Origin of the sequence: Thermus parvatiensis (assembly GCF_001535545.1) — a bacterium.
In the GTDB taxonomy this organism is placed as follows: domain Bacteria; phylum Deinococcota; class Deinococci; order Deinococcales; family Thermaceae; genus Thermus; species Thermus parvatiensis.
The window spans coordinates 1,543,296-1,558,198 of the sequence record NZ_CP014141.1; the positions used below are offsets into that span (position 1 = coordinate 1,543,296).

Genomic DNA, 14,903 nt, shown 5'->3' on the forward strand with positions numbered 1-14,903 from the left:
CCAACCTTGACCCCAGAAGGGGGCCATGGAAAAATCCCCTCTATAAGGAGGGGACATGCGGGCAATCCTGATGGAGGCTCGAGGCGGCCCGGAGGTGCTCAAGCCCGGGGAGGTTCCCACCCCCGAGCCCGGTCCCAAAGAGGTGCGCCTCCGGGTAAAGGCTGCAGCCCTCAACCACCTGGACATCTGGGTACGCAAGGGGGTGGCCAGCCCCAAACTTCCCTTACCCCACGTGCTAGGGGCTGACGCCAGCGGGGTAGTGGACGCGGTGGGCCCTGGGGTCACGGGGTTCGCTCCGGGAGACGAGGTGGTGGTGAACCCCGGCCTCTCCTGCGGGCACTGCGAGCGCTGCCTGGCGGGGGAGGATAACCTCTGTTCCCGGTACGAGATCCTGGGGGAGCATCGCTGGGGAGCCTACGCGGAGTACCTGGTGGTGCCCGAGGTCAATCTCGTGAGGAAACCGCAAAACCTCTCCTTCGTGGAGGCGGCCGCCATTCCCCTCACCTTCCTCACCGCCTGGCAGATGGTGGTGGACAAGCTAGGGGTGCGCCCGGGGGACGAGGTACTGGTGATGGCTGCGGGCAGCGGGGTGAGCGTGGCCGCCATCCAGATCGCCAAGCTCTTCGGGGCGCGGGTCATCGCCACTGCGGGTTCGGAAGAGAAGCTCCGGAAAGCCAGGGAGCTCGGCGCTGACGAAACCATAAACTACACCCACCCCGACTGGCACAAGGAGGTGCGCCGCCTCACCGGGGGCAAAGGAGTGGACAAGGTGGTGGACCACACCGGGGCCCTCTACTTCGAGGGGGTGATCCGGGCCACGGCCAACGGGGGAAAAATCGCCATCGCCGGAGCTTCCTCGGGGTACGAGGGCACGCTGCCGTTTGCCCACGTGTTCTTCCGGCAGCTTTCCATCCTGGGCTCCACCATGGGCTCCAAAAGCCGCCTCTTCCCCATCCTGCGCTTCGTGGAGCAAGGCAAGCTCAAGCCGGTGGTGGGGCAGGTACTCCCCCTGGAAGAGGCGGCCGAGGGGCACCGCCTCCTGGAAGAGAGGCGGGTCTTCGGCAAGGTGGTCCTGCAGGTGGACTGAGGACACGTTTCCCTAGCGGAGCGCGTAAAATGCCGGGGAGAGGTGAGGCCATGGAGCACACGGACGTGATCATCATCGGCGCCGGGCCAGCGGGGCTTTTCGCGGGGTTTTACGTGGGCATGCGGGGCCTCTCCTTCCGTTTCATAGACCCCCTGCCCGAACCCGGGGGGCAGCTATCGGCCCTTTATCCGGAAAAGTACATCTACGACGTGGCGGGCTTCCCCAAGGTCTACGCCAAGGACCTGGTGAAGGGCCTGGTGGAGCAGGTGGCCCCCTTCAACCCCATCTACAACCTGGGGGAGCGGGCCGAGACCTTGGAGAGGGAAGGGGACCTCTTCAAGGTCACCACCTCTTTGGGGAACACCTTCACCGCCAAGGCGGTGATCGTCGCCGCCGGGGTGGGGGCCTTTGAGCCCAGGCGGATCGGGGCCCCGGGGGAGCGCGAGTTTGAGGGGAGGGGCGTCTACTACGCCGTGAAGAGCAAGGCCGAGTTCCAGGGGAAGCGGGTCCTCATCGTGGGCGGGGGGGACAGCGCCGTGGACTGGGCCCTCAACCTTTTGGACACAGCCCAGGAGATCACCCTCATCCACCGCCGGCCCCAGTTCCGGGCCCACGAGGCCAGCGTAAGGGAGCTCATGCAGGCCCACGAGGCGGGACGGCTTCAGGTCCTCACCCCTTACGAGGTGCGGCGGATTGAGGGGGATACCCGGGTGGAAAGGGCGGTCATCTTCCACAACCAGACCCAGGAGGAAATCCCGCTTCCGGTGGACGCCGTCCTCATCCTGGCGGGCTACCTCACCAAGCTGGGCCCCCTGGCCAACTGGGGCCTGGAGCTGGAGAAGAACAAGATCAAGGTGGACACCACCATGGCCACCAGCATCCCCGGGGTTTACGCCTGCGGGGACATCGTCACCTACCCGGGGAAGCTTCCCCTCATCGTCTTGGGATTCGGGGAGGCGGCCATCGCCGCAAACCACGCGGCGGCCTACGCCAACCCCAGCCTCAAGGTGAACCCCGGCCACTCCTCGGAAAAGGCCGAGGAGAAGGCCCCGGCCTAGAGGGGTAGGGAAACGACCCCGGGGCTATCCCCGGGGTTCCTTTTTGCTGTGACGACTCCTCGGACTGAAGTCCGAGGCTTCTCGGTTCTCACGGAACGGCCCTTGCCGTATCCATCCCCGAAGGCTCCGTCCGAGCCCATGCACATTATACCACAAATAAATGACCGCCCACCATGCTATGTGCTCCTTCGGAGCACGTGGGGGAGTCCATGTATCCCACGGACTGAAAGTCCGGGGGATTATAGCTCCCCCACGCCCCCTCTTTTCTCTAAAATGAGGGGCATATGCGGGTTGCCCTTTTCGTTGATGGGTCCTACATGTACCAGGCGGCCAAGCGCCTGGGCTGGAGCGTGGACCACCGCCGGGTGCTGACCCAGTTCGCCACCCCGGAGCAGCTCTACAACGCCTTCTACTATGTGCCCATCACCGACCCGGAGGACGAGCGGCAGCAGCGCTTCATTGACGCCCTGGTCTTCATGGGCTACACCGTCCGGAGCCGGCTGGTGCGGGGGGAGGCCCGGTTTGAGGCCATGATGGCCACCGACCTCCTCACCACCGCCCCCCGCTGGGACCGGGCCATCGTGGCCAACGGCTCAGGGGAACTGGCCCACACCTTCGCCGCCCTCCGTGCCCTGGGCAAGGAGGTCCACCTCTTAGGCCTCCATGAGCTCTCCGACCTGGAACTGCGCAACCAGGCGGACCGCTTCCTGAACCTGGCGGAGTGGCGAGAGGCCCTGGAAAGGACCCCGGGAGGCCGCCGCACCTATGTGGGCTACCCCGTGGAGGCCACGGTGGAGATGCCTCCCGCCCCGGCGGAAGGCTCTGGTTCATAGGCGCCCATGCCCCTAGGGCCCTGGCTGGTCCTGGCGGTGGCCGCTTTCCTCTTCCTGGCCCTGCCTGCCCCCTCGGTACCCCTTCCCTCCCCCAGCCTTCGGGACCTCCTCCCCTACCCTCCGGCGAAGCGGGAGGCCCTGGTGGCCCGCCACCTCGCCAACAAGGCGAGCCTGTACCTCCTCTTCGGGGAAAAGGCGGCCCGGGCCTACGACCGCCTCCTCAGGCTCGAGCTCGCCAACCAACAAAGCGGGAAGCGTTCGGCCTTCGCCACCGCGGAGGAAGCCTTAGAAGCGGCGCACCGTTTCCTCCTGGCCATCGGCCAGGCGGTCCGGAAAGCCCCGGTCAACCTGGAAGGGCTCCCCATCGCCCCCCACCACGTCCTGCCCCACGCCCAGGAGATCCGGGCCGCGGCCCACGCCCTCGGCCTCCCCCCGGGGTGCTGGCCGCCATCGTGGACAACGAGCAACACGGCGGGGACAAGGCCTTGGGGCTCTCCCGGGGAGTACGGGAGGTGGCGGATGGGATAGCCCTCACCCTGGGGGAAGCCCCCTTTTCCCGGACCCTGGGCCTGGCCCAGATGAGCTGGGAGGACGCCCTAAAACAGGAGGCGCGCCTCAGGCGCTTCGGCGCCTGGGACCCCCTAAGGCCCTTTCCCCACACCGAGGCCGAAGCCCGCAGGGCTCTCCTGGACCCCTACCTCAACCTCCTTTTCACCGCAAGCCGCCTGCGGGGCTATTTCAACGCCCTCCTCTCCCTCCCGCCGGAGGATACCCGACCCCTAGAGGACCCGTGGCTCTACTACCTGGGCCCTGCCTGGCACAACGACCCCTTGAGGGCCCAGAACCTGGAAACCTGGGACGACAGCTTCAACGGCTTCTTCAAGGGCCTCCTCTACCAGGTGGTCTTGGAGGGGTACTGGACCCTCCAGGGCCGCCGCCTCCTCCCCCTTAAACCCCTAGGCCCAGGAAGCCTCGAGGCCCCCTCCCCGCCAGTCCCCCACCTCTTCCCCTAAATCCGCTCCATCCAGGGCAGGGGCTCCCCGGGGGGCAAAACGGGCCAGCGCCCCTCGCGCATGTGGCGGAAGACGGCCTCCACCGCCCGCTCCGCCGCCTCCACCCAGGCCTTGGGGTAAAGGGAGCGTTTCGCCAGGAACTCCTCCCGGTCAAAGACCTCGCAGGTGTGGTCCGCCCGACACTTCACGTCCAGCTCCAGGTCGTATTGGCGAAAGGCATCTCCCGTCCAAAGGGCCGGGGTCTGGACGTTCCAGTAGTACTCCAGGACCCTCCCCTCCCGCACGTCGGGCCCCCCGGAGTACCAGGCCCCGGGAAAGAAGGCCACGTAGGCGTCGTGGTCCAAAACCAGGGAGCGCCCCTTGCCCACGTGGTGGAAGACCCCGCCTTGGGGAAGGAGGGTGAGGACCCCCTCGGGGCGCACCTCCACCACCTCCGCCTCCCAGAAGTAGTGGAGGGCTTCTTCCGGGTACTTGTAGAACTCCACCCGGACCTTCTGGCCCGGGCGGAGGGGCCAGGCCGGGCTCACCGCTTGGTGCTGATGCCCAGGACGCGGTAGAGGGCGCAGAACCCCGTGATTGCCGTGAAGAGGAGGACGGCGGCCACGATCCCCAGGACCCAGTTCCAGGGCGCGGCAGACTGAAAGGCGAAGTAGAAGAGGACGAGGGAAAGGATGAACCGGATGACCCGGTCGGTGGTGCTCTCGTTCACCGACATAAGCTCACCTCCCTTAAACCCCAGGGTACAGCAAAAGGGGCCGGGCTGTGCTACCATCGTTTCCGGACGGGGGCCGTTAGCTCAACGGTCAGAGCAGCCGGCTCATAACCGGTAGGTTGCAGGTTCGAATCCTGCACGGCCCACCACCCGCCCCGGCCTCGAGCCGGGGCTTTTTCTGCCCCAGGCTGGCGAAAACCGCGGTGGAGTACCTAGAGGTTCCACCCCCCGGCCACCTCCAGCACCTGCCCCGTGAGGTAGGGCTCCTTGACGAAGAAGAGCACCGCCCGGGCGACCTCCTCTAAGAGGGCGAGCCGCCCCATGGGAATCTCGTGAAGGGGCTTGGAAACGGAGTTTTCCGCCACTCCCGGGGCCACCACGTTGGCGGTGATCCCCGCCTGGGCGAAGCGCTTGGCGATGGCCTTGGTGTAGAGGATGACCCCCGTCTTGGCGATGGCGTAGGGGGTGATGTGGGTCCGAGCGAGGAGGTTTCCCGCCCCGGCGTAGCCCAGGTTCACGATGCGGCCGTAGCCCTGGGCCACCATGAGGGGAAGGACCCTTTGGGTGAGGAGGAAGGTGGCGGTGAGGTTGGTGTCCAGGATCCAACGCCACTCCTCCAAGGAGACCTCCTCAATGGGCTTATAGAGATAGTCCCCCACGTTGTTCACCAGGACGCCCACCCCCCCCAGGTGGTAGCGGACCTCCTCCACCAGCCGGTCCACCTCCTCCTCCCGGGTGAGGTCCGCCCGGACCTTGATGGCCCTCACCCCAAGGGCTTCTGCCTCTTGACGGGTGGCCTCGGCCAGGGCCTCGGAGGTGCGGTAGTGGACGGCCACGTTAAACCCTTCCCGGGCCAGGGCCAAGAGGATGGCCCGGCCAATCCCCTTGGCGCTTCCCGTCACCAAAGCGACCCTCATGCCCCCTCCAGGTAGCGGGCCACCAGGACCCGGGTGAAGGTGTTCAGGGGATAGGCGAGGGCGGCCTTGGGTTCCACCCAGGCCCACTCCAGGATCTCCTCGTTCGGGCGCACCGCCCCTTCCGCCCGGGCGAAGTAGTTGAAGAGGAGCATATGGGTGGGCTTGTAAAACTCGGGGCTGAAAAGGGCCTCCTGGACCAGGACGAAGCGGATCTGGGAAAGGGCAAGGCCCACCTCCTCCCAGAACTCCCGCCTTAAGGCCTCTTCCAGGGCCTCCCCCCAGGCCACCTTGCCCCCGGGCACCCCCCAAAGCCCCCGCCACTTGGCGGTGCGCACCAGAAGCACAAGGCCTTCCTGCTCCACCAAGGCCCCTACCGTGGGGATGGGATACTGCGGACGATCCTCCATAGGTACCAAAGGCCAAGATACAGGGCCTGGAGAAGGACAAAGGTGAGGTAGGCCCCAGGCTGGTGGAAGAGGAGGAAGACCCCCAGGAAGAAAAGCTGGGTGGTGAGGCCCAGGTTCACCACCCCCGCCAAGGCCCCCTCGTCCCAGAAACGCAAGGGGTCAAGCCGGAACCGCCGCTCTAGGAAGCGCTCCAAGGCAGTAATGGCCCGGTCCTGGGGGCGAAGAGGAGGGCGTATAGCCCCCGGAAGAGGCGAAGCCAGGGGGTTTCCGGGTCCCGAGGCCCCTCGGGCAAGGGAAGCCCCCGGGAAAGGCGGTAAAGCCTTTCCAGGTTGAAGTCGTAGGACTGGACCAGGGTGAAAACCAAAAAAGCGAGGAGAGCCTTCTCCAGGAAACCGGTGCGCAGGCCCAGGGCCAGGAAGAGGGCCAGGTTCCCGAGGAAGTCCATCCCCGTGTCCAGGTAGCGCCCAAACTCCGTCACCTCTCCCCTAAGGCGGGCGAGCTGCCCGTCGGCGTTGTCCAGGACGGTCTTTAGCTGGAGGAGGAGGGCGGCAAGGAGGTCCTCCCCCTGGAGAAGAAGCCAGGCGGCCACGAGGACCAGGCCCGTGTGGAAGAGGACCAGGTGGTGGGGCCTCACGGGCGTGCGCAGGAGAAAAAGGACAACGAGGTGCGCCAGGGGACGGTAAAAAAGGGTGTTCAGGAACTCCTGGACCGGCCTTTCCTTGGCCCCCGGGACCACCGCCTACCTCCGGATGTGGGCCAGGACCCAGGCCACCACCTCGTCCAGGGTCATGCCGCCGGTGTCCAGGACGAGGGCGTCGGGGGCGGGGGCGCTTTGCGCCTTGTCCTTCTCGTCCCTAAGGACGAGCTCCCTAAGGACCTCCTCGTAGGCCTGGGGCCTTTCCCGGGCACGCCGCCACGCCCGCACCTCGGGGCTCGCCGTAAGGTAAAACTTGTGGGCTGCCTCCGGGAAGACCGCTGTGCCCATGTCCCGCCCCTCGGCCACGAAGGGTGGAGGCACCTCCTTGAGCCGCCGGTTGACCCAGGCCCGGACCCCCGGGTGACGGGCCACCCCCGAGACCACGCGGTCCACCTCGGGGGTGTGCAGGAAGGGGGTGAGGTCCATTTCCTCCAAAAAGACCCGGTTCTCCTGCCCCGGCACCAGACGGACCCGAAGCGACTCTAAAAGCCTCAGAAGCCCTGCCTCGTCCCCTAGGTCCACCCCCGCCCTTAGGGCGAGGAAAGCGGCCGCCCGGTAGAGGAGGCCGCTGGAAAGGTAGGGCACGCCCAAGGCCGCCGCCACCCGCTTGGCCACGGAGCTCTTGCCGGAGGCCGAAGGCCCGTCTATGGTCACGATGCCGCGCATAGCCCGAGGAGGTCTTGGAAGAAACCCGGGTAGGAGATCTCGGCCCAGTGGGGCTCCTCCACCTCCACCCCCACGGGAAGCCCGGCCACGGCGAAGGCCATAGCGATGCGGTGATCGTGGAAGGGCCGCACCCGGCCCGGCCTCACCCCCCCGCCCCGGATGCGGAGCCAGTCCGGGCCTTCCTCCACCTCCACCCCGAGGGCCCGGAGGTTTTCGGCGATGGCCCGGACCCGATCGGACTCCTTCACCCGAAGCTCGGAAAGGCCCGGGATGTAGGTCTCCCCTTCCGCCCAGGCGGCGGCCGCCGCCAAAACGGGCACCTCGTCCACCATGAGGGGGATGAGACCGGGGTCCACGGAAACCCCCATGAGGGGGCTGTACCGGGCCCGCACCCACCCCACGGGCTCCCCCGCCTCGCCCTCGAGGACCCGCCACTCCAGGTCCGCCCCCATGGCCTTGAGGACGGTGAGGAGGCCGGTGCGGGTGGGGTTTAAACCCACCCCCTCCACCACCACCTCCGAGCCCGGGGTGACGAGGGCCGCCACCAGGAAGAAGGCGGCCGAGGAGAAGTCCCCGGGCACCACGAGGTCCTTGGCGGGGAAGGGCTCCGTGCGCCAGGTACGCACCTTCCTTCCTTCAGCTTCCAAGGGCAGGCCGAAGTGGCGGAAGAGCCTTTCCGTGTGGTCCCGGGTGGGCGTGGGCTCCTCCACCTCCGTCACCTCCTCGGCGAAGAGGCCGGCGAGGAGGAGGGCGCTCTTCACCTGGGCGCTGGGCACGGGGAGGGTGTAGCGGATGCCCTTTAGGGGGCCACCCTTTACCGCAAGGGGCGCCCTCTCCCCCTCCTCCCGCCCGTCCACCCTCGCCCCCATGGCCCTGAGGGGCTCCACCACCCGGCCCATGGGGCGGCGCCTCAAGGAGGCGTCCCCGGTGAGGACGGCGAAAAGCCCCTCCTGGCCCGCGAGGAGGCCGAGGAGGAGGCGCATGAGGGTTCCGGCGTTGCCGCAGTCCAGGACGTCCTCGGGCTCCTGGAACCTTAGGCCCCTTCCCCGCACCAAAAAGTGGGGGCCCTCCTCCAGGATCTCCGCCCCCAAGGCCCTAAGGACCCGGGCGGTGGAGAGGGTGTCCCCCGCCTTCAAGGGGTAGAAGAGCCTTCCCTCCCCCTCGGCCAGGGCGAGGAGCATGAGGCCGCGGTGGGTCACGGACTTGTCCCCGGGGACGCGGAGGCGCCCCCGCAAGGGGCCGCAAGGCGCGAGGCGGAACGCGTCCATCCCCCCTAGTCTTCCGTTCCGCTCGGGCCCGGTCAAGCCCGGGCCCGGGCCACGGCCTCCCGGAAGACCGCCACCGCCCGGTCCACCTCCTCCTCGGTGGTGAAGCGGCCCAGGGAGAAGCGCAAGGAGGCCTTGGCCTCGGCGTAGCTGCGGCCGATGGCGAGGAGAACGTGGGAGGGCTCGAGGTTCCCGGCGCTGCAGGCGGAGCCCGAGGAGACGGCCACGCCCAGGAGGTCCATGGCGAGAAGAAGCGCCTCCCCGTCCGCCCCCTTCACGGTGACGTTGACGAGCTTGGGGAGGCGGCGCTCGGGGTGGCCGTTGAGCTCCACCCCCTCCACCGCGAGAAGGCCCGCCTCGAGGCGCCGCCGCAAGGCGGCAAGGCGCGCCGCCTCCTCGGGAAGGCGCCTCAGGGCGAGCTCCAGGGCCACGGCCATCCCGTGGGCCAAAACGGGGTTTTGCGTACCGCCCCGCCTTCCCCCCTCCTGCTTCCCCGGGACCACAGCGAGAAGCTCCACCCCCTGGCGGACGAGGAGCGCCCCCACGCCCTTGGGCCCGTAGAACTTGTGGGCGCTCAGGGAGACCAGGTCCGCCCCCACCTCGTCCATGCGGAAGGGGACCTGCCCCACCGCCTGGACAGCGTCGGTGTGGAAGAGGGCCCCGTGCCGGTGGGCCACCTCGGCGATCTCCCGCACCGGGTAGAGGTTGCCGAGCTCGTTGTTCGCCGTCATGACGCTGACCAGGAAGGTGTCGGGGCGCAGGGCCTCCTCCACCTGCTCGGGGTAGACCATCCCTAGGGAATCGGGCTTGAGGAGGGTCACGGCGAAGCCCAGCCGCTCCAAGAGGCGCAAGGCCCCAAGCACGGCGGCGTGCTCCACCGCCGTGCTCACCACGTGCCCCCGGCCCCGGGCCAGGGCCGGGCCCAGGAGGGCGAGGGCGTCGGCCTCGGAGCCCCCAGCGGTGAAGACCACCTCCCGGGGCCGCGCCCCGAGCGCCCCCGCCACCCGTTCCCGGGCCTCCTCCAGGACCTTACGGGCTTCCTGGCCGAAGCGGTGGATGCTGCTGGGGTTGCCGAAGACCTCCTCCACGGCCCGCATGGCCTCCCGGACCTCGGGATCCAGGGGCGTGGTGGCCGCATAGTCCAGGTAGACGCCCCGCACGCCGCCTCCCGGCCCTCAGGAAACGCGGGCCTCGAGGGGGATGACCCCCCTGGCCTCCAAAAGCCGCCTCTCCTCAATGAGGTCCTTGAGGGTGGTGCCCCGAGAACCTGGCGCATGGCGAGGTCCACCCGCCGCCACAAAAACTCGGTGGAGCACCGCCCCACCTTGTCGCAGCTCTCCGGATCCTCCAGGCAGCTCACCGGGGCCAGGCTCCCCTCCAGGGCCTCCACCACCTCGAGGGCGGTGACCTTCTCCGGGGGCGGGCGAGCCGGTACCCCCCTTTCGCCCCCCGCACCGAGCGGATGAAGCCCGCGTTACGGAGCTGGGCGGCGATCTGCTCCAGGTAGTGCTGGCTGATGCCCTGGGCCTCGGCCACCTCCTTCAGGGGCACCGCCCTTGGCGCCCTAAGGCCGATCTCCACCAGGGCGCGGAGGCCGTACTGGGCCTTCGTGGACACCCACATGCCCCCAGTATACCCCAAAAGGGCTATTTCCCCCCGGAAAACGCGGTTTTAAGGAAGGCGAGGCCGAAGAGGAGGGCCTGGGCCAGGACCACGCTGGCCCCGCTGGGCCAGTCCAGGAGGAAGGAGGCGTAAAGCCCGAGGAGGGTGGCCGAGAAGGCGAAGAGGAGGGCAAGGAGGGTCATGCCGGCGAAGGTGCGGCCGAGAAGCCGGGCCGCCGCCCCCGGGATCACCAAAAAGGCGGCCACGAGGAGGACCCCCACCACCTTCACCGCCACCACCAGGGCGAGGGCCAGGTAGGCGGAGAGGAGGTAGTCGTGGAGCCCCACGGGCACCCGGTCGGCGAGGGCGAGCTCCCGGTCAAAGGTGGCGTAGGCCAAAGCGCCCCAGAGGGGAAGGAGGGCGAGGCCCAGAAGGACCACCCCCCCCACGGCCCAGAGGTCCCCGGGCCCCACGGCGAGAAGGGAGCCGAAGAGGTAGCCCATGGCGTCCCCCACGTACCCCCGGGCCTTGGCGAGGAAGACGGCCCCGAGGGCCACGGAAAGGGCGAAGAAGACGCCGATGGCCGTGTCCTCCGAGAGGCCCGACCGCTCCTTCACATAGGTGATGGCCAGGGCCACGGCCAGGGTGAAGGGGAGGGCGAGGTAGAGGGGCTCCTCCCTCAGGAAAAGCCCCAGGGCCACCCCGGCGAAGGCGGCGTGGGCGAGCCCGTCCCCCAGGAAGGAAAGCCTTCTCTGCACCACGAAGGCGGAAAGCGCCCCTCCAAGCAGGCTCACCAAGAGGCCGGCGAGGAGGGCCCTCTGGAAGAAGGGGTAGCCCAAGACCTCAAGCACGGCCGCCTCCCAGGAAAAGGGCGTGCTCGTGCCCCAAATGGCCGAAGGCCTGGCGGAGGCACTCCTCGGAGAGGGCCCGCTCCGGCGGGCCGAAGCCGATCACGCGGCGGTTCAGCACCAGGACGTGGCTGGCGTGGTGGGCCGCCTCCCAGTCGTGGGTGATCATGAGGATCGTGGCCCCCGTCTCCTCCTGGTAGGCCTCCAGGTGCCGGTAGAGGTCCACCTCCCCCAGCCGGTCCACCCCGGTGGCGGGCTCGTCCAAAAGGAGGAGGCGGGGCCTGCGCACCAGGGCCCGGGCCAGGTAGACCCGCTGCAGCTGCCCCCCGGAAAGCCGCCCCAAGGGGCGGTGGGCGAGCTCCAAGGCCCCCACCCGCCCCAAGGCCTCGAGGGCCCGCTCGCGCTCCTTCTCCCCCACGCGAAAGGGCCAGGCGCGGCGGAGCCCCGAGACCACGAGTTCCAAGGCCAGGGCGGGGAAGGTGTGGTCAAAGGTCTTGATCTGGGGCACATAGCCGAACCAGAAGGGGTCGGCCTGGGCCAAGGGACGGCCAAAGATGCGCACCTCTCCTCGGAAGGGCACGAGGCCCAAAAGGGCCTTGAGAAGCGTGCTCTTCCCCGCCCCGTTGGGGCCCACCACGGCCACAAAGCTGCCCTCGGGCACCTTCAAGGAAACGTCCTCCAAGGCCTGGTACTGCCCGAAGCGGACCGTAAGCCCCTGGGTCTCCACCGCCCACATAGCAATAACGATAGCGCATTTTCATTTGCGCCGCCAGGCCCCGCTTGCGCAGGGGCCTTTTGGGCTCACATGAAGCGCTTGCGCCGCTTGTAGGCCTTGACCTCCTTGAAGCTCTTCCTCCCCCCTTCCTTGGCCACGCCCAGGTAGAACTCCTGGACGTCGGGGTTTTCCAAGAGGTACGCCCGGTCCCCCTCGAGGACGATCCGGCCCGACTCCATGATGTAGCCGTAGTGGGCGATGGAGAGGGCCACCCGGGCGTTTTGCTCCACCACGAGCACGGTAACCCCCTCCTCGGCATTCACCCGGGCCACGATGTCAAAGATCTCCCGCACGAGCAGGGGGGCGAGGCCCAGGGAGGGCTCGTCCAAAAGGAGGAGACGGGGCTTGGCGAGGAGGGCCCGCCCGATGGCGATCATCTGCTGCTCCCCGCCCGAGCAGTACCCCGCGAGCCGGTGCCTGAGCTCGGCCAGGCGGGGGAAGTAGTGGTAGATCCGGTCCAGCTCCTCCTTGAGGTTCACGCCCCTCCGGGTCAGGGTGCCCACCTTGAGGTTCTCCTCCACCGTGAGGTGCTTGAAGACGCGGCGACCCTCCAGGACCTGCACGATGCCCAAGCGCACGATCTCCTCAGGGGGGCGGCCGTGGATGGGCTCCCCCCGGTAAAGGATCTCCCCCCGGACCACCTCCCCGTCCTCGGGATGAGGAGGCCGGAGATGGCCCGAAGGGTGGTGGTCTTCCCCGCCCCGTTGGGACCGATGATGGAGACGAGCTCCCCGGCCTCCACCCGCATGGACACCCCGGAAAGGGCGGCCACGCCGCCGAAGGTAAGGGTCACGCCTTCCACGTCAAGCTGCGCCACCTACGCCTCCTCAGGGATGCGATTTAGCGTGAAGTATACCGGGCGGGGCGGCAAATTGTCAACGGGATTAGCAGCAGGGCTTTACCCAAAACTCCTTCCTCGCCCTCCCTTAGCCTGCTTCAAGAGTTCTTGGGTGACTTCATAGTTGAGCAGGCGAACCAGGCCCCTCAGGAGCAGGTACGGACCATCCCTCTCGCTGGGCAGCCCCAGCTTGCCCCCGAGCTGCAAAAGAAACCCCTTGAACGGATCCCCCAACCGCTCAACTTCCCAAAGGAACACCGCCAGCCCCAGCAAAACCGCCACCACCTTCCGGATCCGGGCAAGCCCCCGCACCTGGAAGGTCTCAAGCCCCAGCCCCGTCTTCAAAAGCCGGAAGAACCGCTCCACCTCCCACCGCCTGCGGTACGCCTCCACCACCCGCGCCGCCTCCTCCCTCCCCCTCACCGGCAAGCTGGTCAGTAGCCACCACTCCCCACGCCGCCCCAGGGCTGGCACCCGGCAGACCACCAGGTGGAGCCGCCTCCCCTCCACCTCCACCTCCCTCCATCCGAAGTGGAGCCGCACCCGCTGGTACCTGCCCCCTACCCTCAGCTCCACCTCCTCCCCACAGGGAAGGGCCAGGGAAGAAGCCGCCTTCGCCAGAGAACCCCCCTCCCCAAGCTTCCGGTCCCGGTAGACCCGCACCACGAACTCCTCCCCCAGGGCCAGCACCTGCCCAAACACCTTCCGGTCGTCAAACCCCCGGTCCGCCACATACACCAGCCTCCTGCCCACGCCCCCCAATCGCTCCCGGGCCGCCTCAATGGCTCCCTCCACCTCCTTGGGCAGGCTGGCAAACCCCCTCTCCCCGTAGGCCACCAGGTGGGCGTACCCCAGGGCCAGCCGCCCCGCGGGGTCCAACCCCAGGGCGGTGAGGAGCTCGTACCCGGGCCGCCTATCCTTCCCCACCCGGGCTATCCCCTCCAGGGCCCGGGCATAGGGCTTGACCACCGGGCTCAGGTCCAGGAGGACCAGAACCTCCTCACCCTCCAGGGCAGTCGCGCTCTCCTGATAGACCCGGTCAAGGAGGGCTTCTGCCTCCACCCGTGGGTTGGACAGGAAGCGGTAAAGGGCTTTGGCCTGGTGGAAGCGGTTCTGGAGGGGAGAAGGGAGCGAGGCCACCATCTCGCTCACCCGGGCTGAGCCTGCGGCCAAGGCGCCCCGCACCACCTCTTCAAACCGTCGGTGGAGGCGCTTATCGGGGGAAAACGCTCGCAAAACGGCCCGTGAACTCCTGGAGCCTGGCCTCGGCCACCTTGAGCATGTCCATGGATCACCCCCGGTACCAGATACGGGCTGCGCCCGCAAGGGGAGATTTACCACGAAACGGAGATGTGGGTAAAGTCCTGGATTAGGGCTTGCCTAGTAAATTGCCTTGTACCCCGGAGGGGGCGGGAGAAGGGAGAGAAGAACCCTAAGGCCGTAGGCGATGAGCTCCAAAAGCGCCCGCGCCATGGCCGTCCAAGGCTTCCGCTCCCAAAGGTACCCCCCACCCAGCCGCGTCTTCATCCCCCCAAACACCCCCTCCACCACCCCGCGAAACCGGTACACCTCGGGGTCCCACCCCTCCCGCGCCCGCACCCGCGCCTCCTCCCTGGCCTCGCCCCCGCCCCGAAGCCGGATCACCGGCCGCACCCCCGCCTCCCCCAAAACCCCCCACACCTCCTTCCCGTCAAACCCCGCGTCCGCCAAAAGCCACCCCCGGGAAGGAGGAAACCGCTTTAGCACCTCCCCCCCAAGCCGGGGGTCCGGGGCGTAGCCCTCCCCCACCACTCCACCCCAGGGCCACAAGAGCCGCCTCTCCCTATCCCACCGCATCAGGGCCAGAAGCCGCGCGTGCCCCCGCACCCGCCGCACCTCCTTCCCCCGACGAAAGCGGAGAAGCCGGTCCTTGCTCCGGTAGGCCAGCCCCGTGGTGTCCATGAGGTAGAGGGGGGGAAAGCGCCGCCAGGTGTGCCGGCGCCTCGTCCGAAGCCGCTTCGCCTTCCGGCGAGGACTCCGGGGCGAGATGGGCCTCCAGTTCCCGGGAAAGCCTCTCCAGGAGGGCCTCAAGGAGTTTGGGGTCCAGGTGCTTGAGGGCGTAGCGGGCCAGGGACTGGTGGGAAGGGAAGGGGCCTTCCATCAGGTCCTGGAGTGAGGCCTCCGTCTCGCGGTAGGTGAGGTGGAA

The 14,903-nt window shown here is 68.2% G+C and carries 15 protein-coding genes, 1 tRNA gene and 4 pseudogenes; 6 read left to right on the plus strand and 14 right to left on the minus strand.

The window, feature by feature from the left end; all coding sequences use genetic code 11:
- Positions 1-55: 55 nt before the first annotated feature.
- The 4 genes and pseudogenes from AV541_RS08370 (at position 56) to AV541_RS08385 (ending at position 3,991) form a co-directional block, all read left to right on the plus strand.
- Complete coding sequence (locus tag AV541_RS08370; RefSeq protein ID WP_060384682.1) at positions 56-1,087, plus strand: zinc-binding dehydrogenase; 1,032 nt, start codon at positions 56-58, stop codon at positions 1,085-1,087.
- 50 nt (positions 1,088-1,137) lie between these two features.
- The gene (locus tag AV541_RS08375; RefSeq protein WP_008631721.1) at positions 1,138-2,145 is read left to right on the plus strand and encodes an NAD(P)/FAD-dependent oxidoreductase; all 1,008 of its coding nucleotides are present in this window, start codon (positions 1,138-1,140) and stop codon (positions 2,143-2,145) included.
- 284 nt (positions 2,146-2,429) lie between these two features.
- The gene (locus AV541_RS08380) at positions 2,430-2,978 is read left to right on the plus strand and encodes a LabA-like NYN domain-containing protein (RefSeq protein WP_008631719.1); all 549 of its coding nucleotides are present in this window, start codon (positions 2,430-2,432) and stop codon (positions 2,976-2,978) included.
- A 6-nt stretch (positions 2,979-2,984) separates the two neighbouring features.
- A pseudogene (locus tag AV541_RS08385) lies at positions 2,985-3,991 on the plus strand (hypothetical protein).
- Here the strand turns inward: AV541_RS08385 and AV541_RS08390 are convergent.
- Together AV541_RS08390 and AV541_RS08395 are read right to left on the minus strand one after the other, a co-directional pair.
- Entirely contained in the window at positions 3,988-4,518 is a 531-nt protein-coding gene (locus tag AV541_RS08390; protein WP_060384683.1) for a ribonuclease FAU-1 family protein, read from the minus strand. The pseudogene AV541_RS08385 and the gene AV541_RS08390 overlap by 4 nt on opposite strands.
- Positions 4,515-4,706, minus strand: a complete 192-nt coding sequence (locus AV541_RS08395) for a YgaP family membrane protein (RefSeq protein ID WP_060384684.1) — start codon at positions 4,704-4,706, stop codon at positions 4,515-4,517. The genes AV541_RS08390 and AV541_RS08395 overlap by 4 nt, the downstream gene beginning before the upstream one ends.
- 70 nt (positions 4,707-4,776) lie before the next feature.
- On the opposite strand from AV541_RS08395, the gene AV541_RS08400 reads away from it, so the two are divergent.
- Positions 4,777-4,852, plus strand: a tRNA-Ile gene (locus AV541_RS08400).
- Between the two features lie 63 nt (positions 4,853-4,915).
- Here the strand turns inward: AV541_RS08400 and tmpR are convergent.
- The 12 genes and pseudogenes from tmpR to AV541_RS08460 all read right to left on the minus strand — a co-directional run bounded on the left by tmpR (position 4,916) and on the right by AV541_RS08460 (position 14,746).
- Positions 4,916-5,620: a bifunctional dihydropteridine reductase/dihydrofolate reductase TmpR gene (tmpR, locus tag AV541_RS08405; protein ID WP_014630070.1), complete on the minus strand. Its 705-nt coding sequence runs from the start codon at positions 5,618-5,620 to the stop codon at positions 4,916-4,918.
- Positions 5,617-6,027, minus strand: a complete 411-nt coding sequence (locus AV541_RS08410) for an NUDIX domain-containing protein (RefSeq protein ID WP_014630071.1) — start codon at positions 6,025-6,027, stop codon at positions 5,617-5,619. Before AV541_RS08410 ends, tmpR begins: the two co-directional genes overlap by 4 nt.
- Positions 5,991-6,763, minus strand: a pseudogene (locus AV541_RS08415) (CDP-alcohol phosphatidyltransferase family protein). The gene AV541_RS08410 and the pseudogene AV541_RS08415 overlap by 37 nt, the downstream one beginning before the upstream one ends.
- Before the next feature lie 3 nt (positions 6,764-6,766).
- Positions 6,767-7,390 carry a (d)CMP kinase gene (gene cmk, locus AV541_RS08420; protein WP_060384685.1) on the minus strand — a complete coding sequence of 208 codons (624 nt, stop codon included), beginning with the start codon at positions 7,388-7,390 and terminating at the stop codon, positions 6,767-6,769.
- Positions 7,375-8,658: a 3-phosphoshikimate 1-carboxyvinyltransferase gene (gene aroA, locus AV541_RS08425; RefSeq protein WP_060384686.1), complete on the minus strand. Its 1,284-nt coding sequence runs from the start codon at positions 8,656-8,658 to the stop codon at positions 7,375-7,377. Before aroA ends, cmk begins: the two co-directional genes overlap by 16 nt.
- A 32-nt stretch (positions 8,659-8,690) precedes the next feature.
- Entirely contained in the window at positions 8,691-9,815 is a 1,125-nt protein-coding gene (locus AV541_RS08430) for a cysteine desulfurase family protein (RefSeq protein WP_060384687.1), read from the minus strand.
- A 15-nt stretch (positions 9,816-9,830) separates the two neighbouring features.
- A pseudogene (locus AV541_RS08435) lies at positions 9,831-10,278 on the minus strand (RrF2 family transcriptional regulator).
- Positions 10,279-10,301: 23 nt separating this feature from the next.
- Positions 10,302-11,108, minus strand: coding sequence for a metal ABC transporter permease (locus AV541_RS08440; RefSeq protein WP_060384688.1), 807 nt, complete (start codon positions 11,106-11,108; stop codon positions 10,302-10,304).
- A complete protein-coding gene (locus AV541_RS08445) occupies positions 11,101-11,841 on the minus strand; it encodes a metal ABC transporter ATP-binding protein (RefSeq protein WP_060384689.1) in 741 nt (246 codons plus the stop codon). The genes AV541_RS08440 and AV541_RS08445 overlap by 8 nt, the downstream gene beginning before the upstream one ends.
- Positions 11,842-11,906: 65 nt before the next feature.
- Positions 11,907-12,697 (minus strand): annotated as a pseudogene (locus tag AV541_RS08450) (ABC transporter ATP-binding protein).
- Between the two features lie 81 nt (positions 12,698-12,778).
- The gene (locus AV541_RS08455) at positions 12,779-13,903 is read right to left on the minus strand and encodes a transposase (RefSeq protein ID WP_082709667.1); all 1,125 of its coding nucleotides are present in this window, start codon (positions 13,901-13,903) and stop codon (positions 12,779-12,781) included.
- Between the two features lie 195 nt (positions 13,904-14,098).
- A complete protein-coding gene (locus AV541_RS08460) occupies positions 14,099-14,746 on the minus strand; it encodes a transposase (RefSeq protein ID WP_244880633.1) in 648 nt (215 codons plus the stop codon).
- Here AV541_RS08460 and AV541_RS12630 point away from each other — a divergent pair.
- The gene (locus AV541_RS12630; RefSeq protein ID WP_223966770.1) at positions 14,688-14,873 is read left to right on the plus strand and encodes a hypothetical protein; all 186 of its coding nucleotides are present in this window, start codon (positions 14,688-14,690) and stop codon (positions 14,871-14,873) included. The genes AV541_RS08460 and AV541_RS12630 overlap by 59 nt on opposite strands.
- Positions 14,874-14,903: the final 30 nt, after the last annotated feature.